The 25395-nt window shown below is 68.1% G+C and carries 20 protein-coding genes; 8 read left to right on the top strand and 12 right to left on the bottom strand.

What is annotated here, in order from left to right; genetic code table 11:
- Positions 1-34 precede the first annotated feature (34 nt).
- The 3 genes from HLA91_RS11450 (at position 35) to HLA91_RS11440 (ending at position 3631) form a co-directional block, all read left to right on the top strand.
- Positions 35-1039 (top strand): SGNH/GDSL hydrolase family protein, encoded by a 1005-nt coding sequence (locus tag HLA91_RS11450; RefSeq protein WP_170274772.1) that lies wholly within the window; start codon positions 35-37, stop codon positions 1037-1039.
- A complete protein-coding gene (locus HLA91_RS11445) occupies positions 1036-1746 on the top strand; it encodes a Maf family protein (RefSeq protein ID WP_170274771.1) in 711 nt (236 codons plus the stop codon). The genes HLA91_RS11450 and HLA91_RS11445 overlap by 4 nt, the downstream gene beginning before the upstream one ends.
- Before the next feature lie 94 nt (positions 1747-1840).
- A complete protein-coding gene (locus HLA91_RS11440; protein WP_204514195.1) occupies positions 1841-3631 on the top strand; it encodes an acetyl/propionyl/methylcrotonyl-CoA carboxylase subunit alpha in 1791 nt (596 codons plus the stop codon).
- Between the two features lie 236 nt (positions 3632-3867).
- Here HLA91_RS11440 and HLA91_RS11435 read toward each other — a convergent pair whose 3' ends face one another.
- The 3 genes from HLA91_RS11435 to HLA91_RS11425 all read right to left on the bottom strand — a co-directional run bounded on the left by HLA91_RS11435 (position 3868) and on the right by HLA91_RS11425 (position 7946).
- Positions 3868-5304 (bottom strand): NAD(P)H-quinone dehydrogenase, encoded by a 1437-nt coding sequence (locus HLA91_RS11435; protein ID WP_102162886.1) that lies wholly within the window; start codon positions 5302-5304, stop codon positions 3868-3870.
- A 104-nt stretch (positions 5305-5408) separates the two neighbouring features.
- Positions 5409-7283 carry a heavy metal translocating P-type ATPase gene (locus tag HLA91_RS11430; protein ID WP_170274770.1) on the bottom strand — a complete coding sequence of 625 codons (1875 nt, stop codon included), beginning with the start codon at positions 7281-7283 and terminating at the stop codon, positions 5409-5411.
- A gap of 81 nt (positions 7284-7364) precedes the next feature.
- Entirely contained in the window at positions 7365-7946 is a 582-nt protein-coding gene (locus tag HLA91_RS11425; protein ID WP_170274769.1) for a gamma carbonic anhydrase family protein, read from the bottom strand.
- Positions 7947-8188: 242 nt separating this feature from the next.
- On the opposite strand from HLA91_RS11425, the gene HLA91_RS11420 reads away from it, so the two are divergent.
- Positions 8189-8437 (top strand): WhiB family transcriptional regulator, encoded by a 249-nt coding sequence (locus HLA91_RS11420; protein ID WP_102162883.1) that lies wholly within the window; start codon positions 8189-8191, stop codon positions 8435-8437.
- An 89-nt stretch (positions 8438-8526) separates the two neighbouring features.
- On the opposite strand, the gene HLA91_RS11415 is transcribed toward HLA91_RS11420, so the two are convergent.
- Both HLA91_RS11415 and HLA91_RS11410 read right to left on the bottom strand, forming a co-directional pair.
- Complete coding sequence (locus tag HLA91_RS11415; protein WP_170274768.1) at positions 8527-10032, bottom strand: sensor histidine kinase; 1506 nt, start codon at positions 10030-10032, stop codon at positions 8527-8529.
- Between the two features lie 16 nt (positions 10033-10048).
- On the bottom strand, positions 10049-14935 hold the full coding sequence (locus tag HLA91_RS11410) for an NAD-glutamate dehydrogenase (protein ID WP_338076745.1): 4887 nt from the start codon (positions 14933-14935) through the stop codon (positions 10049-10051).
- Between the two features lie 140 nt (positions 14936-15075).
- Here HLA91_RS11410 and HLA91_RS11405 point away from each other — a divergent pair, with 140 nt between their 5' ends.
- On the top strand, positions 15076-15564 hold the full coding sequence (locus tag HLA91_RS11405; RefSeq protein ID WP_170274767.1) for a DUF2505 domain-containing protein: 489 nt from the start codon (positions 15076-15078) through the stop codon (positions 15562-15564).
- Here HLA91_RS11405 and HLA91_RS11400 read toward each other — a convergent pair.
- From HLA91_RS11400 to HLA91_RS11390, 3 genes are read right to left on the bottom strand one after another with little or no spacing between them, the layout of a single operon-like run.
- On the bottom strand, positions 15487-15978 hold the full coding sequence (locus tag HLA91_RS11400; protein WP_170274766.1) for a DUF6912 family protein: 492 nt from the start codon (positions 15976-15978) through the stop codon (positions 15487-15489). The genes HLA91_RS11405 and HLA91_RS11400 overlap by 78 nt on opposite strands.
- The gene (locus HLA91_RS11395) at positions 15975-17270 is read right to left on the bottom strand and encodes a CpaE/TadZ family protein (RefSeq protein WP_102162878.1); all 1296 of its coding nucleotides are present in this window, start codon (positions 17268-17270) and stop codon (positions 15975-15977) included. Before HLA91_RS11395 ends, HLA91_RS11400 begins: the two co-directional genes overlap by 4 nt.
- Complete coding sequence (locus HLA91_RS11390) at positions 17267-17899, bottom strand: CpaB family protein (protein ID WP_170274765.1); 633 nt, start codon at positions 17897-17899, stop codon at positions 17267-17269. Before HLA91_RS11390 ends, HLA91_RS11395 begins: the two co-directional genes overlap by 4 nt.
- Before the next feature lie 239 nt (positions 17900-18138).
- On the opposite strand from HLA91_RS11390, the gene HLA91_RS11385 reads away from it, so the two are divergent.
- Positions 18139-18360 (top strand): helix-turn-helix domain-containing protein, encoded by a 222-nt coding sequence (locus HLA91_RS11385; protein WP_102162876.1) that lies wholly within the window; start codon positions 18139-18141, stop codon positions 18358-18360.
- 3 nt (positions 18361-18363) lie between these two features.
- Here the strand turns inward: HLA91_RS11385 and HLA91_RS11380 are convergent, their stop codons facing one another.
- Positions 18364-18942 carry a hypothetical protein gene (locus tag HLA91_RS11380; RefSeq protein WP_102162875.1) on the bottom strand — a complete coding sequence of 193 codons (579 nt, stop codon included), beginning with the start codon at positions 18940-18942 and terminating at the stop codon, positions 18364-18366.
- A 165-nt stretch (positions 18943-19107) separates the two neighbouring features.
- Here HLA91_RS11380 and HLA91_RS11375 point away from each other — a divergent pair, with 165 nt between their 5' ends.
- Both HLA91_RS11375 and HLA91_RS11370 read left to right on the top strand, forming a co-directional pair.
- Positions 19108-19902: a LysM peptidoglycan-binding domain-containing protein gene (locus HLA91_RS11375; RefSeq protein WP_170274764.1), complete on the top strand. Its 795-nt coding sequence runs from the start codon at positions 19108-19110 to the stop codon at positions 19900-19902.
- The gene (locus tag HLA91_RS11370) at positions 19899-20396 is read left to right on the top strand and encodes an Rv3235 family protein (protein WP_165883295.1); all 498 of its coding nucleotides are present in this window, start codon (positions 19899-19901) and stop codon (positions 20394-20396) included. The genes HLA91_RS11375 and HLA91_RS11370 overlap by 4 nt, the downstream gene beginning before the upstream one ends.
- Positions 20397-20498: 102 nt before the next feature.
- Here HLA91_RS11370 and secA read toward each other — a convergent pair whose 3' ends face one another.
- From secA to hpf, 3 genes are all read right to left on the bottom strand, one after another.
- Entirely contained in the window at positions 20499-23231 is a 2733-nt protein-coding gene (secA, locus tag HLA91_RS11365; protein WP_170274763.1) for a preprotein translocase subunit SecA, read from the bottom strand.
- Between the two features lie 104 nt (positions 23232-23335).
- Positions 23336-24604, bottom strand: a complete 1269-nt coding sequence (locus tag HLA91_RS11360) for a winged helix-turn-helix domain-containing protein (protein ID WP_170274762.1) — start codon at positions 24602-24604, stop codon at positions 23336-23338.
- A gap of 21 nt (positions 24605-24625) precedes the next feature.
- Positions 24626-25315, bottom strand: a complete 690-nt coding sequence (gene hpf, locus HLA91_RS11355; protein WP_102162870.1) for a ribosome hibernation-promoting factor, HPF/YfiA family — start codon at positions 25313-25315, stop codon at positions 24626-24628.
- Between the last annotated feature and the right edge of the window lie 80 nt (positions 25316-25395).

The raw sequence follows: 25395 nt of genomic DNA, 5'->3' as shown, positions 1-25395 counted from the left end.
CACTAGACTCGTCCGGGACGAGGGAAGGAAGTTCATGCAGCGACGAACCGCGACCGCACTGGGGTTTGGATTGGCCATGCCCACGGCTTTCGCCGCCGGTGTCTACGGACTCATGCGGCTGCAGTCGATGCGGCTGCGCCAGGCCTTCGACGACGACGTCGCCGCGGCCGCTGTCCCCCAGCAGTCCCGGCTCGTCGAGCTGAGCGCTCCGCACAGCCGGGCGCTCGAAGACGTCGACGGTGACACCGAGCATCTGCCGGCTCTGGCCGTCATCGGCGACTCCTGGCTGGCCGGCATTGCCGTCGGCCGGCGCCGCCGCACCCCAGCGATGCTCATCGCCCGCGGGCTGGCGGCCCTGACCGGCCGGCCGGTGCGGCTGCGCTCGACCGCGCAGGCCGGTGCGCGAGCCGATGACATCCTCACCCAGGTCAACTCGATCCTGGCCGATCCGCTGCTGCGCCGCTCACGCATCGGCGAACAGCCGCCGCGGTTTGCCGTCATCGCGATGGGCAGCGCCGATGTCATCCACCCGATCACCGGTTCGATCGGCCTGCCGGTGCTCACCACCGCGCTCAACCGGCTGCAGCGCGAAGGCGGTTACACCGTCATCGTGCTCACGTGCCCCAACCTCGGCAGCCTGCCAGGCATCCCGCAGCCGCTGCGCACCCAGCTGCGCCGCTCCTCACGCGTGCTCGCCGGCTCGCAGTGGATGCTCGCCGTCTCCGCCGGGGCGATCCCGGTGTCGCTCAACACGGTGCTGTCGGGCACGACGAAGCAGTCCCTCATCCGCTCCGACGGCCGCTTCCCCACCCCGCTCGGCTACGCGCAGCTGGCCACCGCTGTCATCCAGCGCATCACCGTCGACCTCGACCTGCCCCATGATGTCGAGGAGAATCCTGAGACCCGCCCGCACTGGCCGGCGGAGCTGACCGACGGCGACCCGCGTCCTGAGGACGAGGAGACCGAGCCGCAGCAGCCTGCTGCCCCGACTGCTGTGCCCAGTGCTGCCAACCCGAATACCGAGGAGAACCGCCCGTGAGCGCTGTCATTCTCGCCTCCGGATCCCCGTCGCGGTATGCGACCCTGACGACGGCCGGCATCACCCCGCAGGTCATCGTCTCCCACGTCGACGAGGCGGCCGTCCAGGACCAGCACCCCACTGCCTCGGTCGCGGAGCTGGCCGGCGTGCTCGCCGAGGCCAAGGGCCGTGACGTCCTGGGCCGCATCACCGCACGCAACGCCGGGCTGCTCGCCGGTGCGCCGGATCGGCCGCGGGTGCTCATCGCTGCCGATTCGATACTCGAACTCGACGGCCAGCCGGTCGGCAAGCCCCACACACCTGAGCGCACCCGCGAGGTGTGGCAGCAGATGGGCGGGCGCACCGCGCACCTGCACACCGGCCATTTCCTCGCCCGCCTCGACCCGACCGGTGACGGCTGGCAGGTCGCCGGCACACGGGCACAGACGGCGTCGACGACGATCCACACCGCAGCGCTGTCCGATGCGGAGATCGACGCCTACATCGCCACCGCCGAACCTTTCGAGGTCGCCGGCGCGCTGACGATCGACGGTTTCGGCGGCGCCTTCGTCACCGGCATCGAAGGCGATCACCACAACGTCATCGGGCTCAGCCTCCCTTTGGCGCGCACGCTTGTCGGCGAGCTCGGGCTGGCCTGGCATGAGCTGTGGGATGTCAGCGCCGATGCCGCAGGTCACACCGGTGACGACGCGCCCGGTGCCGGTTGAGAATTTCGCCCACCGATTTTGTCGATAGTCCACAACGCTTTGGCACTGGTCTCTAGATTGATATCGTTCACCCGTTTCATGCCCAGGAGACCAGATGACCGAGCCCATGCGGCAGTACTCCGCAACCGTGGAGCACCGCCCCATCGAGCGGGTCTTCATCGCCAACCGCGGTGAGATCGCGCTGCGCATCATCCGCGCCTGTCACGACCTCGGACTCGAAGCCGTCGCCGTGTACACCAAGCCCGATGCCAACGCCGATTTCGTCCGCCTGGCCGACGACGCCTGGGCCCTCGACGGCGCCGGCCCGGCCGAAACGTACCTCAGCATCGAGAAGATGATCGACGCCGCCCAACGCGCCGGCGCCGACGCCATCCACCCCGGCTACGGTTACCTCGCCGAGAGCCCGGACTTCGCGCAGGCGGTGCTCGATGCCGGTCTCGTGTGGGTCGGTCCTCCCCCGCAGGCCATCGACCGGCTCGGTGACAAGTCCGGTGCCCGTGCCGTCGCCGAGGCGGCAGGCGCGCCGATCACGAAGGGCTCCGACGGTGCCGTCGACGACATCGACGACGCGCTGGCGATCGCTGAGAAGATCGGCTACCCGATCGCGGTCAAGGCCGTCTACGGCGGCGGCGGGCGCGGCTTCCGCACGGCGGCCAGCGCGGCCGAGCTGCCCGATGCGCTCGCCGGTGCTTCCCGTGAGGCGCTCTCGGCGTTCGGGCGCGGTGAGTGCCTGCTCGAGCAGCAGATCGTCAATCCGCGCCACATCGAGACCCAGTGCATGGTCGACGGCAACGGCCGCGTGCTCGTCGCCTCGACCCGTGACTGCACGCTGCAGCGCCGCAACCAGAAGATCATCGAAGAGGCCCCGGCGCCGTTCCTCACCGACGAGCAGATCGCCACGGTCACTCAGGCCTCGAAGGACATCCTCAGCGAGGTCGGCTACGTCGGGGCCGCGACGTGTGAGTTCCTGCTCGGCGAGGGCGGGACGCTGACCTTCATGGAGGTCAACGCCCGCATCCAGGTCGAGCACACCGTGACCGAAGAGGTCACCGGTGTCGATCTGCTCGCCTGGCAGCTGCGCATCGCCGCCGGCGAGAGCCTGCCTGAGGAGTTCCCGGCTCCGCGCGGTCACTCGATCCAGTTCCGCATCAACGCTGAGGACGCGCGCCTGAACTTCTTCCCGGCCACCGGGCGGATCGGCCGCTACATCGAGCCGGCCGGTCCCGGCGTGCGCGTCGACTCCGGCGTGCACCACGGCATTGAGGTCGGAGTCGACTTCGACCCGATGCTCGCCAAGCTCATCGTCACCGGAGAGGACCGCGCACACGCACTCGCCCGCGCCCGCCGTGCGCTCGGCGAGTACACCCTCGACGGTGTTAAGACGCTGCTGCCGCTGCACCGGCGGCTGGTGAACGAACCGGCCTTCGCCGAGGAATTCAGCGTCTCCACCCACTGGCTGCAGCAGACATACATGCCGACATTCGACGATCCGGAGGATCCCATGGCACAGCAGACGCAGGACGGCAGCGACGTCATCGACATCGTCGTCGAGGTCGAAGGCCACCGGCTGACGGTCAAGGTGCCGGCCGAGCTGGCCCGCCCGGCGCAAGCCGGCGCCCGCCCCCGCAAGGGCCGGCTGCGCCGCCGCGGCTCCAGCCGCACCGACAACGCCTCAGCGCTGACCGCACCGATGCAGGGCACGATCGTGTCCGTCGATGTCGAGCCCGGTGCTGTCGTCGAGACCGGTGACACGCTGGCGGTCATCGAGGCGATGAAGATGGAGCAGCCGCTCAAGGCGTCGCGTCCCGCCACCGTGTCGAAGATCGCCGTCGAGGCCGGCTCGGCCGTCAAGGCCGGCACCGTGCTCATCGAGTTCGAGGACTGAGCCGCGCACAGCCGCAGGTCAGCGGGCCGGCTTCAGGCAGACCTAGACGAAAGTCGTAGTCGACTGCACCAAAGTCCAATTGTGCCGACTCGGTGCGCATGAGACAGTGAGTCTGCCGGTGACGCCAGCTCCCGATCCCCCGAAACACAGCTGCGGGTGCACTCGAATCGAGTGCACCCGCAGTCGTGTATTCAGCCGCCGGTCCTGCCCGGCAGGCACCGGCTGCGCCGGCTGGCTCAGCTGGCGTGGTGATGCAGCTTGCGCGCCGCCTCGGTGATGGAGCCCGACAGCGAGGGGTAGACGGTGAAGCTGGAGGCCAGCTGGTCGACGGTCAGCCGGTTCTCCACGGCCAGGGTGATCGGCAGGATGAGCTCACTGGCCTTCGGACCGACGACAACACCGCCGAGGATCGAACCGGAGCCGCGGCGGGAGAAGATCTTGACGAAGCCGTCGCTGATCTCCTGCATCTTCGCCCGTGCGTTCGTGCTCAGCGGCTGGGTGACGCAGTCGATCTCCTTGCGGTCCTCCTCGAAGTCCTTCTGGGAGAAGCCGACGGTGGCGATCTCCGGGCTGGTGAAGATGTTCGAGGCGACATTGCGCAGCTTGAGGGGAGCAACGGCATCGCCGAGGGCGTGCCACATCGCGATTCGGCCCTGCATCGCGGCCACCGAGGCCAGCGGCATGACCGAGGTGCAGTCACCGGCGGCGTAGATGCCCGGCCGGGAGGTGCGCGAGACGCCGTCGACGACGACGTGCCCGGAGTCCTCCAGCTGCACGCCGGCCGATTCGAGACCGAGGTCCTTGGTGTTCGGGATCGAGCCGACGGCCATGAGGCAGTGGCTGGCATTGACCTTGCGCCCGTCGTCAAGGGTGACGAGCACACCATCGTCGGTGCGCGTGACCGATTCGGCACGCGAACGGGAGAGCACGTTCATGCCGCGGGAGCGGAACGCCTTCTCCAGCACATCGGCAGCATCCTTGTCCTCGCCGGGCAGCACCCGGTCCCGGGAGGATACGAGCGTGACCTTCGAACCGAGAGCATGGTAGGCGGAGGCGAACTCAGCACCGGTGACACCGGAGCCGACGACGACGAGGTGCTCAGGCAGCTCGTCGAGGTCGTAGAGCTGCGTCCACGTCAGGATCCGCTCACCGTCGGGCTGGGCGCTCGGCAGCTCGCGCGGGTGCGCGCCGACGCAGATGAGGACGACATCGGCTTCGAGTTCGTACTCGTTGCCCTCCTCCTCGACGACGTGGACGGTGTGCCGGCCCGACATCCGGGCCGTTCCCTTGATCGCCTTGACGCCGGCGGCCACAAGCCCGTCGTAGATGTCGGTCGCCTGAGCGTTGGCCAGGTGCTTGATCCGCTTATTGATGGTGTCGAGGTCGGCGCGGGCGGCGCCGCGTTCGATCGCAGCGGGCTCACCGTCCTCGGTGCCGCGCAGGCGGATGCCCAGCGGCCCGGAGACCTCGATCTGGCCCATGAGCTCGGCGGTGGCGATGAGGGTCTTCGACGGCACGACATCGGTGAGCACCGCAGATCCGCCGCAGCGGTTGCGTTCGATGAGCATGACATCGGCGCCGAGCTGGCCGGCGACGAGTGCGGCCTCGTAGCCGCCGGGACCACCGCCGATGATGACGACGCGGTTCTGGGAGGGATCAAGTACGTTCTTCACAGTCTCATTCTCTCAGCGGCAGGCAAGTCGATGGCATGACAGCGGCGGCGCTGCGGCCGCCCTGTCGTTCGCTTCCCATCCTAGTGGCTGGGCCACCGGCTGCCCTAAGCGGCCTGGCGGCCCGCGGCAGTCTCGACCGCCTCGGGCACGGGCGTGTGGCTGACACGCAGTGCCCGCAGGGCCCCGAGGATCGCGACGAGGTCGACGCCCTCCTGCAGGATCGCGCCGACGACCGCGGGCAGGTAGCCGAGGGCTGCGACGATCATGAGCCCGATCGAGATCGCGATGCCCAGCCAGATGCTCTGCAGCGCGATGCGCACGGTGCGCTGGGAGATCTCGATGACATAGGCGACGTTGGCGATATCGTCCTGGGTGATGACCGCCGAGGCCGATTCGCTGGCCGCACTCGCCCCGCGCGCACCGAGCGCGATGCCGACATCTGCGGCGGCGAGCACCGGGGCGTCGTTGACGCCGTCGCCGACCATGAGCACCGGCCGGTTGCGCATCGAGGCCAGGTGCTCGACCTTCGTCTGCGGGGTGCAGCCGGCTTCGATCTCGTCGATGCCGACCTCACCGGCGATCGCCCGGGCGGTGGCGGCGTTGTCGCCGGTGAGCATCGCGATGTCGGTGACGCCGAGCTCGTGCAGCCGGGCGACGGTGCCGGCGGCGGTGGCGCGCAGCTCATCGGCGAGGATGATGATGCCGGCCAGGTCGCTGCCGTGGGAGACGTAGACGAAGGTCTCCCCGGGTGCCAGCTCGGCCGGTTCGAGGGGGCCTGCGACCTCTTCGATGTAGGTGATCTTGCCGACCCGCACCTCGGTGCCGTCGGCCAGGTAGGCGCGCACGCCGTTGGTCGCTGTCTCGTCGGCGCCTGCCACCTCGGGCAGGGTCAGCCCGCGCTCGCTGGCCACCGCGCCGATCGACTGGGCGAAGGCGTGCAGCGAGAATTGCTCGGCCGCGGCAGCCAGGGCGATGAGCTCGTCTTCACTGTGTGTGCCGGGGATGACGCGGCGGACCTCAGGATTGCCGCGGGTGAGCGTGCCGGTCTTGTCGAGGGCGGCGGACTGGACGCGGGCGAGCGTTTCGAGCGCGCCGCCGTTCTTGATGATGACGCCGATCTGCGCAGCCCGGCTCATCCCGCCCATGAATGCGACCGGGGCGGCGATGAGCAGCGGGCAGGGGGTGGCGACGACGAGGACCTCGGCGAACCGGGTGGGGTTGCCGCTGATGAACCAGGCGAAGGCGGCGATCGCCAGGGACACGATCGTGAACGGCACCGCATAGCGGTCGGCGAGGCGCACCATCGGGGCCTGGGATTCGACGGCCTCGCGCACGAGCTTGACGATCGAGCCGTACTGGGAGTCCGCCGAGGTGGCGGTCGCCTGCATGCGGAAGGCGCGGGTCTCGTTGACCGTGCCCGAGGCGAGGGTGTCCCCGGTCCTGAAGGTCACCGGCAGCGGTTCGCCGGTCATCGCCGAGGCATCGATGGTCGCCGATGCGTCGAGCAGGGTTCCGTCGACCGGCAGCGTCTCATTCGGCCGGACGGCGAGGATGTCGCCGATGGCCACCTCGTCGACCGGGATCTGGGTCAGCTGGCCGTCAGCGCCCTCCCGGTGGGCGAACTGCGGGGCGCGGCTGATGAGCGCATCGAGTTCGCGCCCGGCCCGGCCTGCGGCCATCTCCTCGAGCGCTTCGCCGCCGGTGAGCATGAGCACGATGATGAGGCCGGCGACGTATTCGCCGACGAGCACGGTGGCGACCATCGCGACGACGGCCAGGATGTCGAGACCCCACTTGCCGGCCATGATGTCCTTGATCATGTCCCAGACGGTGAGGAGGACGACGATGCCGATGACGCTCGTCGCCAGGATCTGGGCGACGCCGGGCAACCCTGAGGCGAGCAGGATGAGCGTCGTCGCCAAGGCGACGACGGCCAGCCCCGCGAGCGGGTAGCGGCGCAGAGCACGGATGAAAGCCATACGGCCATCATGCCCAACGGCGCCGCGGGCGGCTAGGAAGGCGTGGACAACCTTCGTTCGCCGGAAAAGGGGGAGGCTGGTTCAGCCGATCGCCTCGGTGAGCACGTCTGCGGGACCTACGATGCGGCCCTGTTGTCGGTGCGCGGCCGACAGTTCGGAGTAGGAGGCGGCGTTGGTGCGGATGTGCTCGATATTCTCCGCGGTCAGCTCGCGGCGCACCTTCGCCGGCATCCCTGCCACCAGGGAGCCGGAGGGGACCTCCATCCCTTCGAGGACGAGAGCGCCGGCTGCCACGAGGGTCTCGGAGCCGATGACGCATTCGTTGAGCAGGGTTGCGCCCATGCCGATGAGGCAGTCGTCGCCGACCGTGCAGCCGTGCACGAGCGCGCGGTGGCCGACCGACACGCGGGCGCCGACAGTGACCGGACGGCCGGGATCGGAGTGCATGACCGAGTTGTCCTGCACATTGGTCCCCTCACCGATCGTGATAGGGCTCGATTCGGCGCGCAGCACGGTGCCGTAGAAGATGCTGCTGCCGGCCCCGAGGCGGACGTCGCCGATGAGCGTGACGCCGGGTGCGACGAAGGCAGTGGTGTGGATCTGCGGCTTGAGATCGCCGATGGCAATGATGCGCACGTCGCGCAGGTCGCTGATGTTCTCCATGTCCTCAGCCAAGCAGAACGGTGCGAAGCGGGCAAGGCTGAGGATCGATTTGCGATGCTGCGGCAGACCCCGCAGAATAAAAGATTGTCGGTGATTTCACACTTCGACCCTCTTGTGCTGTCCTGTCTCATATGTGAATCTGGTTGACATAGCGACCACTTGCTGTCGCCAGCCTGCTGTGTGCCGATCTGGGCCCACCAGCTCCCCGGGCTCCGGCGACCTCCGCTCCAGGAAAGGACACCATGGATTGGCGCCATCGCGCGGCTTGCCTCAATGAGGATCCCGAACTCTTCTTCCCCATCGGCAACACCGGCCCTGCGCTCCTGCAGATCGAAGAGGCCAAAAGTGTCTGCCGCCGCTGCGAAGTCGCCGAGATCTGCCTGCAGTGGGCACTCGAATCCGGCCAGGATGCCGGAGTCTGGGGCGGCATGAGCGAAGATGAGCGCCGCGCCCTCAAGCGCCGTGCCGCTCGCGCCCGCCGCGCCGGCTGACACGCAGCCCGCCGGTCAGAACCGCCACCTCGACAGACATGACAGCAGCGCCCGCCGTTCATCGACGGCGGGCGCTGCTGTATGTTCACTCAGCGGTCGCGGCCGAGCGGCACGTCGATGATGACGGCGGTGCCGCCTCCTTTGCGAGCCTGCCAGGTGATCTCCCCGCCCAGATCGGTGGAGACGAGCGTCTTGACGATCTGGGTGCCGAGTCCGCTGCCGGGCCCCTGTTCCTCCGGCAGGCCGACGCCGTCATCGGCGACGGTGACACGCAGCCGGTTGCCGACGCGTTCGGGTTCGACCCACACGGTGGCCTGCAGACGCTCATCGGTGGCGGGCTTCTTGAGATCGAGCGGGAAGCCGTGCTCGACGGCATTGGTCACCAGCTCGGTGAGCGCCAGTGCCAGGGACGTCGCATCGACCGAGGAGATCTTGCCGAAGCTGCCGGTGCGCTGCAGGGTGATTTCGACGTGCGGGCTGGCGAGCTCGGGAGTGAGTTTGAGGCCCTTGTCGACGATCTCATCGAAATCGACCTCGCTGTCAAGGCCCTGACTGAGCACATCGTGGACGACGGCGATGATCGACACGCGGCGCGTCGCCTCCTCCAGCGCACCCTTCGCCTCGGCCGACGAGATGCGGCGGGTCTGCAGGCGCAGGAGCGCCGCAACCGTCTGCAGATTGTTCTTCACCCGGTGGTGCATCTCACGGATCATCGCGTCACGGCTGAGCAGCTGCCGGTCCCGCCGGCGGATCTCGGACACATCGCGCAGCAGGATCGCCGCCCCGATCCGGTTGCCGGCACGGGTGAACGGGATTGCGCGCAGGGTCACGATAACGCTGCCGGATTCGACTTCGGTGCTCCACGGTGCGCGACCGGTCAGCACAACCGGGAGGGTCTCATCGACCGGCCGGAGCTGCTCGACGAGGCCGGCGACGACCTCGTTGAGGTAACGGCCCTCCAGTTCGTCATCGTGGCCGAGGCGGTGGAGGACGGAGATGCCGTTGGGCGAGGCATAGCGCACCCGCCCCTCGCGGTTGAGCACGACTATCCCGTCGCCGACGCGGGAGTCGCCGTGGTGGCCGGCGGCATCGTCGTCGAGGTTGGGGTAGTCGCCCTCGGCGATCATCGTCAGCAGCATCGAAGCGCATGCCCGGTAGTTGCGTTCCAGCCGCGAGGACACGCTGCGGCGCAGCTCCTCAGTGTGCCGGGTGAGCACGGCGATGACCCGGCCCTCGCGCACGACCGGCACCACCTCGGCACCGGCGATCGGAGCGCTGGAATCGTGGATCTCGTCCTGGCCGGGAGCGATGATGATCTCCTGGCTGTCCCACGCCCGCTGCATGAGCTCTGTTTCGATGCCGACGCTGATGAGCCCGACGACGTCCTCGGGGTAGGCTGTCGCCCCGGTGGTCGGCCGGCAGTGGGCGGCCACCCGGAACCTGCCCGGCGCCTCGGTGGCGGGAACCCACAGCAGCAGGTCGGCGAACGACAGGTCAGCCAACAGCTGCCAGTCGCCGACGAGGGTGCTGAGCCACTCAAAATCCCGCTGGTCGGTGAAGTGCTCAGTGGCGTCGATGTCGCTGTGCGGGTGCATCGTCTTCTCCCCGGTCTCAGCTCTCCTCTGACTGCCAGACAGTCGAGCGGACGATGCCGCGCATCATGCGCAGCAGCACCGACAGCGGCGTCTGGGTGACGGTGTCGAGCTGACGGATCTCATCGATCGTCTCGAGCACCTGGCCCAGCGATGCCTCGTTGTTCTCACGCCACTGGGCGATGCGGTGCTGGGCGCGCTCGGCTGGGGTCGCCCCCTCCGCCTCGGTCGCCGAGAGCACGGTGAGCACGACGGCGAAGACGGCCTGGTAGTAGTCATCGCGCATCGCACCGCGAGCCAGCGCCGACCAGCGGTCGGAGCGGTCGAGTTCGCCGATGAGCTGCAGCAGCTCGGCACCGGAGAGCAGGTCGGTGACCTGGTAGTACACCTCGGCGACGTCCTCGCCGTGGATGCTGAGCCGGTTGGCGATCTGGGCGACGTCGAGCAGCGCGAACTCGTCGAGCAGCGCCGCCGCCCGGTAGGCGACCGATTCCGGCACGCCTTCGGCGATGAACGCCTGGGCGTTGGACTCCAGCTCGCGGGCGTCGGTGCCTTCGAGCAGCTGCGGGACCTGCGGGCGCAGCTGTTCGAGGATCGAGCCGTAGCGCTCGATGCCCGAGGGCACGTCGAGGTGCGTCGGCGCCTGGTGGACGAGCCACCGGGAGGCGCGGTCGAGCAGCCGCACGTAGCCGTGCTGGAGTTTGACCTGGACGCTGGAGTCGACGACGTTGTCGAGTGCGCAGATGTCGTCGAAGTGGCTGTCGAGGTCGAAGATTTCGCTGACGACGGTGAAGACGCGGGCGATCTGCGGGATCGTCGCACCAGTCTCCTCGACCATCCGGAAGATGTACGTCAGTCCGCCGCGGTCGACCATCCGGTTGACGAGGCGTGCGGTGGCGATCTGGCGGCGCAGCGGATGTTCGGCGAAGTGCTCGCCGAAGCGCTCGGCGAGGCTGGCCGGGAAGTAAGCGAGCAGGTGCTCGTTCATCCACTCCTCGCCCGGCACGTCGCTGTCGAGGATCGCATCAGCGGCGTTCATCTTGACGTAGGCCAGCAGCACGGCCAGTTCCGGCGAGGTCAGGCCCCCGCCGGTCGAGGTGCGGTTGGCCAGCTGCTTGGTCGTCGGCAGGAACTCGACAGCCCGGTCGAGGTCGGCGTTCCTCTCCAGGTAGCGCATGAGGCGCCGGTGGGTGCCGGACATGACGTCGGCTCCGTCGCGGGCCTCGCCGAGCAGGACGTTCTGGCTGTAGTTGTTCGCCAGCACCTTGTCGGCGACCTCGTCGGTCATCGACAGCAGCACGTCGACGCGCTCATCGGAGCTGAACGCCCCGTTCTTGATGAGGGTGTCGAGCAGCAGCTTGATGTTGACTTCCTGGTCAGAGGAGTCGACTCCGGCGGAGTTGTCGACGGCATCGGTGTTGATCTTGACGCCGCCGAGTGCCGCCTCGACGCGGCCGAGCTGGGTGGCGCCGAGGTTGCCGCCCTCTCCGACGACGCGCACGCGCAGCTCAGCACCATCGACGCGGATGGCGTCATTGGCCTTGTCGCCGACGTCAGCGGCCGTCTCCTGCGAAGATTTGATGTAGGTGCCGATGCCGCCGTTGTACAGCAGGTCGACCGGGGCACAAAGGATGCCGCGGATGAGGTCGTTGGGCCGGTACTGGCCGGGGCTCATGCCGAGACGCTTGGCGGCCTGCTCGCTGAGCTTCACCGACTTCGCAGAGCGGGGGTAGACGCCGCCGCCTGCGGAGATGAGCTCCGGGTCGTAGTCCTGCCAGGAGGAGCGCGGCAGCTCGAAGAGCCGCCGCCGCTCGGCGAACGACTGGGCTGGATCCGGGTCCGGATCGATGAAGATGTCGCGGTGGTCGAAGGCGGCGACGAGATTGATGTGCTCGCTGCGCTGCATGCCGTTGCCGAACACGTCACCGCTCATATCGCCGATACCCACGACGGTGAAGTCGTCGGTGGCGGTGTTGACGCCGAGTTCGCGGAAGTGCCGTTCGACGGACTTCCAGGCACCACGGGAGGTGATCGCCATCGCCTTGTGGTCGTAGCCGACCGAGCCGCCGGAGGCGAACGCGTCGCCGAGCCAGAAGCCGCGGCTGGCGGCGATCCCGTTGGCGACGTCGGAGAACCGGGCGGTGCCCTTGTCGGCGGCGACGACGAGGTAGGAGTCGTCGTCATCGTGGATGACGGTGCGCTCGGGTTGGACGACGACATTGCCTTCGGGGGTGTATTCGAGGTTGTCGGTGACATCGAGCAGAGCGTTGATGAACACCTCGTAGGCGGCCTGTCCGGCAGCCTGCCACGCATCGCGGTCCTGCGCCGGGTCCGGCAGCTGCTTGGGCACGAATCCGCCCTTGGCGCCGGTGGGCACGATGAGTGCGTTCTTCACCATCTGCGCCTTGACGAGTCCGAGCACCTCGGTGCGGAAGTCATCGCGGCGATCCGACCAGCGCAGGCCGCCGCGGGCGACCTTGCCGAAGCGCAGGTGCACACCTTCGACCTCGGGTGAGTACACCCACATCTCGTAGGCCGGCTTCGGCTTGGGCACGAAGTCGAGCTGCGGGGGCAGGATCTTGTACACCGCCGCCCGCGGCAGCGAGCCGTCTTCGGGCTGGAAGACGTTGGTGCGCACGGTGGCGTCGATGAGTGAGAGCACTGCGCGCAGCACGCGGTCGGCGTCGAGGCTGGTGACCTCGGACAGCGCCTGCTCGATGCGGTCGTGGATCTGGGAGATGTGCTCGTCGCGCGTGCCGACGGCCGGGGTCAGGTCCGGGTCGAACTTCGCGTGGAAGTAGCCCAGCAGCAGCGCCGAGAGGTCCGGGTTCGAGGTGAACACGGAGCCGAGGTACTTGTCGGAGTAGGAGAAGCCGGCCTGGCGCAGGTAGTGGGTGAAGGCGCGCAGCACGGCGAGGTCCTGCCACGGCAAGCCGGCGACGATGAGCCGGTCCATGCTGCCGGTCTCGCGCAGCCCCTTCCAGCCGGCGGCGAAGGCCTCTTCGATCCGCTCGAAGTCCTGGGAGGAGATCTCGTCTTCGAACTCGAGACCGAAGTCGTAGATGTAGCGGCAGCTGCCATCAGGCAGGTCGATCACGTAGGGCCGCTCGTCGATCACGGAGGCGCCGAGGTTCGACAGGAACGGCAGGATCTCCGACAGCCCGGCCGGGTTGAGCCGGTAGAACGACAGGCGGGCCTGGTTGCGCGGCACTCCCCTGGGCCGGGCCATCTTGACAAGCGGTTCGTCATCGCTGTCGTGCTTTTCGAACAGCGCGATGTCCTCGACGGCGTCCTGCGGCGTGTTGTATTCGATGTAGGACGGCGGGAACGCCTCGGACCAGGTGCGCGCCCGGTCGAGCTCTGCTGCGGTGTGGCGGGCGTTGTGCGGGGCGAGGTACTCCCACACGTCCTCGGACCAGGAGCGCAGCGCGCTGGTGATCCGCTCGGACACGGTGTGCGCGTCGACCTCGGGCAGGCTGATGTTGCGCGGGACCCGGGCGACGAAGTGCAGGCGGGCGAGCGCCGACTCACTGAGCAGCACATCGAAATCGACGGTGTCGGCTTGGTAGGCGTCGCGCAGCACCTTCTCCACCCGCAGGCGCGAGTCGGTGTCGTAGAGGTCGCGGGGGACGTAGACGAGCACGGAGACGTAACGGGCGTAGGGGTCGCGGCGGATGAAGACGCGGGACTCGCGCTTCTCCTTCAGGTCGAGGACCTGCATGACGACCTCGAAGATCTCCTCGACATCGGCGTGGAAGAGATCATCGCGCGGGTAGGTCTCCAGGATCGAGAGCAGCTCGTCACCGGAGTGGGTGTCGCGTTCGACGCCGGATTCGCGCAGAACCCAGGCGACCTTCTGCCGGATGACCGGGATGTCGAGGACGGAGGCGTTGTACATGCCCGAGGTGTAGAGGCCGACGAAGCGGCGCTCACCGATGACCGCCCCGTTCTCGTCGTAGGTCTTGACGCCGAGGTAGTCGAGGTAGCTGCGGCGGATGACGTGCGAGCGCGAGTTCGCCTTCGTCAGCACGAGCACACGCGACTCTTCGGCGCGGGCGGCGACGTTCTTCGACAGCTGCGAGGACCGGGCCGGGCGCAGCGCGGAGATGCCCATCGCGGTGCCCTCGATCGGGTGCAGGGCGAGTTGCTCGCCGGTGGTGTCGAGCGAGTACTCCCGGTAGCCGAGGAAGGCGAACCGGCCGGAGAGCCAGTCGAGCAGCTCGGCGGATTCGGCGGCTTCGTCGGCCAGCTCGGGCCGCGGTGGGGTGCTGCGCAGCTGTTCGGCCAGTTCATGGGCGCGTGAGCGCATCTGCTCGCGGTCGGCTTCGGCGGCGATGACGTATTCGAGGACGCGGGCGATCTGGGCGCGCAGCTCGTCGAACTGCTCCTCGGGCACCTGGTCGATCTCCAGGTGTACCCAGGACTCCTTCGCCCGGGTCGTCGACGACATCCCCGGGGTGATGGTCGGCAGCGCCGAGGTCGAGGTGGTGGTCCGGGACAGTTCGGCCGAGGGCACGATCTGCAGCTGGTCGCCGGCGCGCTCGGTGACGATGATCGGGTGGCGCACTGCGCGGATGTTGTGTCCGGCGCCGGTGAGCTCGGAGATGATCGACGACAGCGTGTAGCGGGTGTCGGGCAGCACGATGTTGATGACGGTGCGGTTGCCGGCGTAGTCGTCATCGCTGGCTGAGAGGTTGGTCAGGGAGACGACGGGGGTGGTGCCGTCGAAGCCGCGGGCGACGTCGTAGTGCCGGGCGGCGGACGCGGCGAGGGCTTTGGGCCCGTAGGTCTCATACTCGGCGTCGCTGATGCGGGGGAAGTACGCGGGGATGAGGTCGGCGGGAGGAATGGATCCCGTCAGGTCTGTCCACGCTTGTGCAATCTCGGTCGAGCGGACCTCGGTCACTATGTCACCTTCTCATTGGTCAGTACATGAGGCGATGGGCAGCGTCCTCGCCGCCCGCCTCTACCCTAACCGCGAATGAGGCGGTTTTCATGCCCGCAGCCGGGTCGGCTCGCCAGTACCCGACATGGCAGACTGACACCATGAAGACGATCACCGCACAGCGCCGTTCGACCGCCCCGCTGCACCGTATTCTCGCTCGCCTGGAATCACGTGAGATATGGGAGCATGCCACCGCCGAGGCGACGGTCACCGGTTCGGTCGCCGAGGGTCTGCAGGTGCGCACTTCGGCTCCGCTGCCGGCTGACGAAGTGCCGGACTCCGCGCGCCGGTTCCTGCCGGACACGGCGCGCATCGAACAGGACTTCTCACTCCCGGCGACCGCTGCCGATGCGTCCTCAGCGCGGGCTCAGCAGTCGACCGAGGTGCCCGGGGTGCCGGTCGCGGTCAGCGCCGTCATCGACTTCGCTGCCGCCGATCCTGCCGATATCAGCGGTTCGGGCACCGAGATCTCCGTTGTCGCCGAGGTGACCTCGTCGATTCCGCTGTTCGGCTCAGCTGTCGAGGCCGCGATCGTCCCGACCGTCGAACGGCTGCTGGGCGAACGCCTCGAGGAGATCGCCGACCTCTGAGGCGTCGAACCACAGCAGCGGCGAGGACCGCAGCAGCGCAGCAGCCGCCTCCTGATCGTCCGGCAGGGCCGCGACGACTTCGGGGTCGTCGATGTGGAAGCTCACAACCCGGCTCCGGTCGACGCTGAACGGGCCGAAGGCCTCCAGGCCGGCGCCGACGGAGCGAACCTGGGTGCCGAGTATCGGGATGTCGCAGGCGATGACGACGCGGGAGCCGCCGGTGCGCAACGCCTCGTCGAGGCAGGCTTCGGCGGCTGTCATCTGTGCGGTGAATTCGGCTTCTTCACCGGCATCAGAGCGCAGTGCGCGCCCATTGGCGTCAGGGGCGAAGGCGAGCACATCGGTGATCGCCGGCCAGGCGGAGACGAGATGGTGAGAGGTCACGGGGACGTATGCGCGCACATATGAGCTCATGTGGCCATTGTCCTCCGGCGCAGCCGCGGAAGGCGAACCCGACGCGCGGCCGCCGGCTTGGAGCTGCGGTCGCGGCGGCGCAGCTGCGGTTCGGGCAGCCCGGGCAGGGCTGCGGCAAGCTGACCGAGCGCGCGGCTGAGCGGGCTGCGCGGGGAGTGTTCGGTGATCGCCTGCCCGGCCAGCACCGCAGCGTCGACATTCGCTCGGTCATCGGGCAGGTAGTGGCAGCCGTCGAGTCCGAGGAACCGGGACAGTGTCGCGTCGATCGCCGTCTGCGGGTCAGCACCGACCGCTGAGGCGCGGGCCTTGTTCATGACGATCGTGGCGGTCTCGCGCAGCTCCTCACCGCGCTCGGTCTCCAGCAGCCGCACCAGCCGCTGAATGCCCAGCGGGTCGGCCTGGGCGATGAGCAGCGTGTGGTCGGCGCGGTCGAGGACCGCCCGGGTGGCGGCGTGCCGGTCGTAGTGCGGGTCGGCGAATTCGTCATCGGGGTCGATGCGATCGGTGATGTCGACGATGACGACATCGGCGGTGGCGGCTGCGGCATCGAGGATCGTGCTCAGCAGCGCTGGGCGGACTTCCGGCCAGCGGCTGGCGCGGCTGAGACCGGTGACGAGATGCAGGCGCGGGCTGATCGCCGTCAGGTGCCGGCTGAACAGTTCCGGGGTCAGGACGCCGCTGGCTGCGCGGCGGCACAGTGCTGCCAGCTGCGGGGCATCGTCGACGATGCCGAGCATGGCCGCCTGTCCGGCGGTGACGGTGTCGGCGTCGATGAGGACGACGGAGGTGCCCTGGCTGCTGAGCAGATGCGCAAGTCCGGCAGCTACGGTCGAGCGGCCCGGGGCTGAGCCGGTTCCCCACACGGCGATGACCGGTCCGGGTTCGCGGGTCTGGGCAGCCCGCGGTGGTTCGGCAGGCCTGGGCGGGACGGCCACCGACTGGGCGCAGTCGCGCACCGCGGCGAGGAACACCTCGGGCGGGTCCCACGGGGAGACGTGGCTGCGCACACCCCAGGCGCGGAACTGCTCCTCGTCGTCCCCGAGGCCCAGCAGGCGGGCGCCGGTGCCATGGAGGCGGCGGACCACCTCGGCGTCGAGACCCGGGAATTCGCGGCCGAGCACGACAACAGCGCCCATCCCCGCACTGGCTGCGGCGAGCAGCTCGACCTCATCGGCCGGGCGGCGCACGATCGTGAAATCGGGTGCGTCGCTCAGCCGTGCGGTCACGGTCGGTTCGTGGTCCCGGTCGACGGCGACGATGACGCCGGTGGGCACAGGCGGATGGGCGCTCATCCATGCTCCGGGACTGCCGCGACGGAGATGTGATGCTCACCGGCCAGGGCCGTGAGCACGGCGTCGATGTCCTCGGTGGGGACGAAGACCTCGATCCGGTTGGTGTTCGCACCGGCGAACCCGCCGCTGTCGCGATCGACGGAGATGACGGCGACACTGCTGAGGATGAGCTCGGGTGCTGAGTCTTCGATGCGGGTGTCGGTGCCCCACAGGTCGATCGTCGACCCGGCGTCGACCTGACCGGGCAGTCCGCCTGGCACATCGAGGGCGATGACGCGGCCGGCCAGCTGGTCGGCCGTGCCGACCTGGGAGGCCGGGATGAGTTCGCCGGGGGCGATGCTGGAGAGCACGGTCGCTCCGGCGGGGATCTCTGCGCTGGTCGGCAGGTAGTGCTCCTCCGCCTCGGTCATCCGCACTTCTGTGGCGCTGAGGTCATCGGCGGTGATGGCGTGGCCGGGCACGAGCGGGCGGGAGGCGGTCCAGACGGTCATCGTGTTGGCTGCCTGGTTGACGATGAACCAGGTGCCGAGGATCGAGGCGGCGACGATGAGCGCTCCGATGATGAGCTTGGGGTCGCGCCAGCGCGGTGGGCGCAGCCGTTCGGCGCGCTTGGGTTCGCGGAAGGACATGGAGCTCCTTTGCTCGAGGGGACTGCAGTGGCGGGTCGGTCGATGCCGGCCCGCCATCTCCGACTACCTTACATATAAGGCGACGCATGGGAACAGGGCTGTGGACAACACCACTGTCCACAAGTCACAGCGAACGCCACGATCTGACAGCAAAGTCGTCTATGATGGAGGCGATCACAATGAGCTGCAGAGCACCGGGCGCGAGCGCCTGCGTGCGCAGCTGCAAAGGAGTGCCGATCATGGTTGCCGAAGTCCGCTTCCTCCCCCTCACCGACGTCGCGGAGATCCTGAATGTCACCGTCACGCAGGCGCGCGCTCTTGTGCGCTCCGGTGAGCTGCGCGCCATCAAGGTCGGTGGCCGCGGGCAGTGGCGGATCGAGAAGGCTGAGCTGGAGGACTACATTCAGCGGATGTACTCCCAGACTCAGCAGGAGATCCGGGAAGGCCGCGTCGACGTCTGAGCGTCAGACACTGTCACCTGGCGTGAGGTCCTGCACTGCTGCCAGCGCATGCAGCGGCACAAGATCGACGGCGGCTCCGCGGCGGATCTGCAGGTAGTCAGCGCCGACGGCATCGACCATTCCCTCCAACACCTGGCCGTCGGATCCGCAGAACACCCGGCATTCGCGTCGGCCTTCGCCGAACCTGCGCAGCGGGGAGCGGATCGACAGCCGGGAGATGACGGCATCAGAGCCGTGAGCGACCCGGCGCATGCGCAGATGGTCGACCCGAGCCAGGTTCACCAGCGCCCGTGGGGCGCCGGGCACCCGTCCGCGCAGCAGCACCCACTGCTGCCCCACTGCATCGATGATGCCGTCGAACCATGTGCGCGCGACATGCACCTCGACCGGAGCGCCGACAGCACCGGCGAGCCGGTGGGCGAGACCGTGATCGGCGAACTCTCCTGCGACAAGATCCCCGAGCTCACCCATCCGCTCATGAGCGGTGCGCCCCTGTTCCTCAGCGGCGAGGTCGGCGAAGAGCGCCTCGACGCGATCGGCACCTGAGGTGTCGTCTCCGCGCGGTGATGTCGGCTCAGTCATGAGCCCATGATCGCAGAACAGCGAACGCCGGGCACGGGTTCCGCACACACCTCAGCTCAATCTCTGTCATTCGAATCCAGTCGAATCTCAATACTACTTTTTAGTATCTATTGACTTCGTTTGCTGTTCTTTGTCATTCTTATAAGCACATTGATAGGAGTTGAAATGCTGATCTGGCTGACACGGCTGCTGAGCCTCACACACATCGTCATGACCCTGTGGCTGTGTGCCAGCGCCCCGGAGCTGATGGTGGCGCTCGGTCAAGGTGACATCGGCGCCGGTCTGGTGCTCATCGCCGGCAGTGCAGCAGTCCTCGCCGGTGCGCGTCTCACGTGCGCCACGGTGCTCAGTGGTCTCGCCCATGCGGCTCGGCTGTTCGGTCACGTGGCTGCCGACCGCTGCGCCCAGGCGGCGATTGCGATGAGCCCGGCCAGGTTCCGGCGTGTTGTCGCCGCCTCGTGTGCCGGCCTCATCCTGACAGGCACCGGCTTCGCGACGGCCGCCGCGGCAGCACCCGATGCGCCGTCTCCCGGCTGGCCGACCCGCCCTGCAGAGTCGAGCACGACAGCGCCCTCCTCCCCTGGCTGGCCGACCCGGTCGCCGGACTCACCGTCCGCCGGCCCGACTGACAGCCCGGCTCCGCCATCGGAGGAATCGACGTCACCGACTGCCGATGACGAGGACCCGACCACTCCCTATCCGGACGCTCCCACGCAGCAGCCCGGCACCTCGGGAACGGACCACGGCAGGGACTCAGATGATCACAGAACCCCGGCCTCGCCTGACGTTGCAACGGTGAGCGCAGGAGATTCCCTCTGGACGATCGCCGCCGAGCACTACGCCGGGGCCGAGAGCGCAGAGCTCATTGATCGCGTTGATGCGATCCACGACGCCAACCGGCACATCATCGGTGCCGACCCGAACCTCATCATGCCTGGACAGCGATTGGAGATGCCATGACCACGATGATGACCGACGCCGCACCCGGCGAACTGACCCTCACCCGCCCCAGGCCGCGCGCCGAGACTGCACCGAGACAGGCACCGTCGCCAGTTCCGGCTGCCACGCGGCGACCGGAACCCGAGACCAGCCGCGCAGCGGAGGCCGAGCAACAGGACCTCATCGAAGCGCTGCAGGCGGCCGCGTCGTCACTGTCGGTGGCGATCATCGAAATCTTCGGCGGCACGCGTGCCCCGTCATCGGTCGGCAAATGGGTGGCCCCGGATCTCTTCGAGCGGATCCGCGCGCATGCCGCATACCGGCAGCAGCTGGCCAAGGCGGCACCACCGCGTCCTGCGATGCTCTCTGCTGGCAACCCGCGGGTGTGCCTTGTCGGCCCGCGCGTGGCCGAGGCGGCGGTCGTCGTCAACACCGGCCGGCGCCACCGTGCGGTCGCCCTGCGGTTGGAGCACATCCGCAACCGGTGGCTCGTCACCCAGCTGGAAACCGCCTGAACCGCTGGAGACCGCCTGAGGCAACCGTCGATTCGTCCGTGAATGCTGATGGCGGCCTGCGGCAGCAGATGCTGCCGACAGACCGCCATCACGAGCTGGTGATCAGCGCTTCTTCTTGGCCTTGCGGCGCTCAGCCCGGTTGGCCGGGGCCGGTGCGGAGTCTTCGTCGGATCCGGCGGCAGAGCCGCCGCTGGTCTGGCCGTTGGAGCGCATGACCTGGGCGTCGCCGGTCTCGCTCGGGGCGGAGAGCTGCATCTTCGGCTTCTTCGGCTTGAGCTCTTCGGCTTCGACCTCGACGAAGTCGTCGCTGGGATCCTCAGGGTCCTCGCCCGGGTTGATGCGGACCTGGACTTCGAGCTTGTTCGTCAGGCGGACAACGTCTTCCTTGATGCCCTCCTGCATGGTGTTGAACATCTCGAAGCCCTCGCGCTGGTACTCGACCAGCGGGTCGCGCTGGGCCATCGCACGCAGGCCGATGCCGTTCTTGAGGTAGTCCATCTCGTAGAGGTGCTCACGCCACCGCTTGTCGATGACCGAGAGCACGACGCGGCGCTCGAGCTCGCGCATCGCCTCCTCGCCGAGCTCCTCCTCGCGGTTGTCGTAAGCGAGGTCGGCGTCGGCGCGAATCTCCTTGAGCATCTTCTCGCGGGTGAGGTTCTCCTTGCCGCCGGCGTCATCGGCCAGGTCTTCAGGAGTGATGGAGGGGTCGTAGAGCTCTTCAAGGGCCTCGAAGAGCTTGTCGATCTCCCACTTCTCAGGAGGACCGTTCGTGGCGCCGGAGACATAGGCGTCGATGACGTCGTCGCGGAACAGCTGCACCTGCTCGGCCAGGTCCGCGCCATCGAGCACGCGGCGGCGCTCACCGTAGATGACGGTGCGCTGGCGGTTGAGGACGTCGTCGTACTTCAGGACGTTCTTGCGCTGTTCGGCGTTGCGCTGTTCGATCTGCGTCTGAGCCGACAGGATGGCACGGGTAACCATCTTCGACTCCAGCGGCACGTCGTCGGGCACATCGGCGATCGACATGATCCGCTCGGCGGCCCCGGAGCCGAACAGGCGCATGAGGTCATCCTGCAGCGACAGGTAGAAGCGGGACTCACCAGGATCGCCCTGACGGCCGGAGCGGCCGCGCAGCTGGTTGTCGATGCGGCGCGATTCGTGACGTTCGGTGCCGAGCACGTAGAGGCCACCGGCCTCCCGGACCTCCTCGGCCTCGGCCTCGACGCGTTCCTCGGCAGCAGCGAGCACCTCCGGCCACAGCGCCTCGTACTCCTCCTCGTTCTCCTTCGGGTCGAGGCCCTTCTCAGCCATCTCGGCAACGGCGATGTGCTCGGCATTGCCGCCGAGCATGATGTCGGTACCGCGGCCGGCCATGTTGGTGGCGACGGTGACCGCACCCTTGCGTCCGGCCAGGGCGACGATCGCAGCCTCACGCTCATGGTTCTTGGCGTTGAGCACCTCGTGGCGCACACCCTGCTTCGACAGCTGCTTGGAGAGGTATTCGCTCTTCTCCACACTCGTGGTGCCGATGAGCACCGGCTGGCCGTCGGCGTGCCGTTCGACGATGTCGTCGACGACGGCATCGAACTTCGCCTCGACGGTCTTGTAGACGAGGTCGGACTGGTCGACGCGCTGCATCGGCTTGTTCGTCGGGATCGGGACGACGCCGAGCTTGTAGGTCGACATGAATTCCGCAGCCTCGGTCTCGGCGGTGCCGGTCATGCCGGAGAGCTTGTCGTAGAGCCGGAAGTAGTTCTGCAGCGTGATCGTCGCCAGGGTCTGGTTCTCCGGCTTGACGTCGACGTTCTCCTTGGCCTCGATCGCCTGGTGCAGGCCCTCGTTGTAGCGCCGCCCGCGCAGGATGCGGCCGGTGTGCTCGTCGACGATGAGGATCTCGCCGTCGAGGATGACGTAGTCCTTGTCGCGCTTGAACAGCTCCTTGGCGCGGATGGCGTTGTTGAGGAAGCTGATGAGCGGGGTGTTGTCCGGGTCGTAGAGGTTCTGGATGCCGAGGTAGTTCTCGACCTTCTCGATGCCGGATTCGAGGATGCCGATGGTGCGCTTCTTCTCATCGACCTCGTAGTCGCGCTCAGACTTGAGCCGCTTGACGACATTGGCGAACTCGCCGTACCAGCGGTCAGCATCGCCTTCGGCTGGGCCGGAGATGATGAGCGGGGTGCGCGCCTCATCGATGAGGATCGAGTCGACCTCATCGACGATGACGAAGTTGTGGCCGCGCTGGACCATCTCCTCAGCACTCCAGGCCATGTTGTCGCGCAGATAGTCGAAGCCGAACTCGTTGTTCGTGCCGTAGGTGATGTCGGCGGCATACTGCTCACGGCGGGCGGTGTTCGACATCTGCGCCATGATGCAGCCGGTCTCCATGCCGAGGAACCGGAACACCCGGCCCATGAGCTCGGACTGGTAGCTGGCGAGGTAGTCGTTGACGGTGACGACGTGGACGCCCTTGCCGGTCAGCGCATTGAGATAGGCCGGCGCGGTGGCGACAAGCGTCTTGCCCTCACCGGTCTTCATCTCAGCGATGTTGCCCAGGTGCAGGGCGCCGCCGCCCATGAGCTGGACATCGAAGTGGCGCATGCCCAGGGTGCGCACAGAGGCTTCGCGGACTGCCGCGAACGCCTCAGGCAGCAGCGAGTCGAGCGTGGCGCCATCGGCAATCCGCTCCTTGAAGCGGTCGGTCTCCTCCCGGATCTCGGCGTCGGTCATCTCCTTGAACTCGTCTTCGAGATTGTTGATCGCCGTGACGTAGGTGCGCAGCTTCTTCAGCGTCCGGCCCTCGCCGGTGCGCAGCAGCTTTTCCAGGAAATTGGCCACGATTCTCCTTGTCACCCACCCGGTGTGCAGGGGGTGTGGTTCTTGCTTCTGACTGTCGTCCGTCCATTAGCTTAGCGCCTGAGAGCTCAACGGCGGCGCAAACCTCAGGCGCTTTCCTGTTCGCTGACGCCGAACACCGTGCGTGTGAGGCCCAGCCAGTGCCGCATCTGCTCCAGTTCGGCCTCCAGCGCCTGCCGGCACGCAGCACGCTGGCCCACCTCAAGCCAGTCCTCCCAGTGCACGGCGTGGACGTTGAGCTCGCCGCGCTGCCGGTCTGCGGCCACGTCGACGCGGCCGACCAGCCGGTCGCCGCACAGGAACGGCAGCACGTAGTAGCCGTAGATGCGCTTATCGGCAGGTGTGTAGATCTCGATGCGGTAGTCGAAGTCGAACAGCCAGCTGATCCGCCGGCGGTTGAACACCAGCGGGTCGAAGGGCGCCAGCAGTGCACAGGCCTCGACCCGCCTCGGGACCGGGGCCTTGTGCCAGCGGTAGGCGCGCTGCCCGGCGACCTCGACCTCGATGAGCTCCCCGGCGCCGGTCAGCGCGGCGATCGCGGCGGCCGTGTCGGCGCGGCCGGCGCGGTAGTAGTCGGCGAAGCAGTCGAGCGTGCCGACGCCCAGCGCCCGGGCGGCGGTGCGCATCGGGGTGAGCATGTCATCGCTGATGCCGGTGATGCCGCGCGGGATCCGTCCGGTGCCCGGACGCAGCCCGAGGGTGGGGTCGTCGTCGGGGCCGAAGCGCAGCGGCGGCCGGGTCAGTCTCGGGTCGACGTATGAGGGCAGGGCGTAGAGGCGCTCGAAGTGCTGGTTGCGCCCGGCCGCCGAGATCCGCCCGGCGTGGAAGAGCGCCTCGGCCGCCCGCTTCGTGTGGCTGTGGTTCCACCCCCAGTGGTCCTTGGGGCGTTCGGGGATCGCGTGGTCGACGCGCTCAGCCAGCTGCCGGGCGGTCGCCGGTCCGGCCTGCAGCGCGTCTTCGACGTCGTGCATGAGTGCGACGAAGTCCGCGCCGGTGTCCGGGTGCCGCTGGCCGAGGTCGCGGCGGAACCATTCGGCGCGCCTGCGGTGCCAGCCGTTGACGATCTCGATCGGTGCGTAGGCGGCTTCGTGGCTCCAGTATTCGACGCCCATCCGCGGAGCGGAGTTGAAGAGCCGGTCGAGCCGGGTCGTGTCATAGGGCCCGAGCCGGGAGAAGAACGGCAGGTAGTGGGCGCGCACGAGCCGCGCGACCGAGTCGATCTGCACGACGCCGAGGCGTTCGAAGGTGCGTCTGAGGTGCCCGGCGTTGACGGTGAACGGGCGGGGCTTGGAGAAGCCGGAAGCGGCCAGGGCGCATCGCCTGGCCGCTTCCGGGCTGAGTGTCGGAACCCTCATCGGGGTCTCAGCTCTGCTCGATCATCCCTCCGCTGCTGCCGGCTGCTCGGCCGGCGCCTCGGCGGTGTCGTTGAGCGACTCGTCGAGGGTGATGACGCCGTAGCTCCAGCCGCGGCGGCGGTAGACGACCGAGGGCTTGGAGGTCTCCTCATCGATGAAGATGTAGAAGTCGTGGCCGACCATCTCCATCCGGTTGAGGGCCTCCTCGATGCCGATCGGGTTGGCGGGGAAGTTCTTCTCGCGCAGCACCACCGGCGAATCGCCTTCGGACTTGATGCGCCCGTTGGTCTTGTCGGTGCTGGGCTGCTCGGTCTGGCTGTCGTCCTCCTGGCTCGGCGCCAGCGGCTCGATGACTTCGAGCTCGGCGAGCGCCTCGGCGGTCGAGGCCTGGCGGTGTCCGCCCTTGCGGGAGACCTTGCGGCGATCGCGCGCCCGGCGCAGTCGCTCAAGCAGCTTCGCCCAGGCGAGGTCGAGGGCCGCGTAGCGGTCGGATGCGTGTGCCTCCGCGCGGAGCACCGGGCCCTTGGCGATGACGGTGATCTCAACGCGCTCGGCGGTGTCGGGCTGGCTGGTGTTCGCGTCGTGCGTGGCGACGACCTCGGTGCGCAGGGCGCGCGGCGCCAGCTGCTCGACCTTGGAGACCTTGTCCTCGATATGTGACCGGAAACTGTCGGAGATGGTCGTGTGGCGACCTTTGACGACGATGTCCATGGTGACTTCCTTTACACGTCGGGGAGACGGATCGCTCCGTACCCATCCGATCGGATGGGGTTACTCCATTACATACCATC

Source organism: Brevibacterium luteolum, assembly GCF_013004595.1.
Taxonomy (GTDB): Bacteria; Actinomycetota; Actinomycetes; order Actinomycetales; family Brevibacteriaceae; genus Brevibacterium; species Brevibacterium luteolum.
Note: the sequence above shows the minus strand (reverse complement) of the source record. Positions and strands in the feature narration are given on the sequence as shown.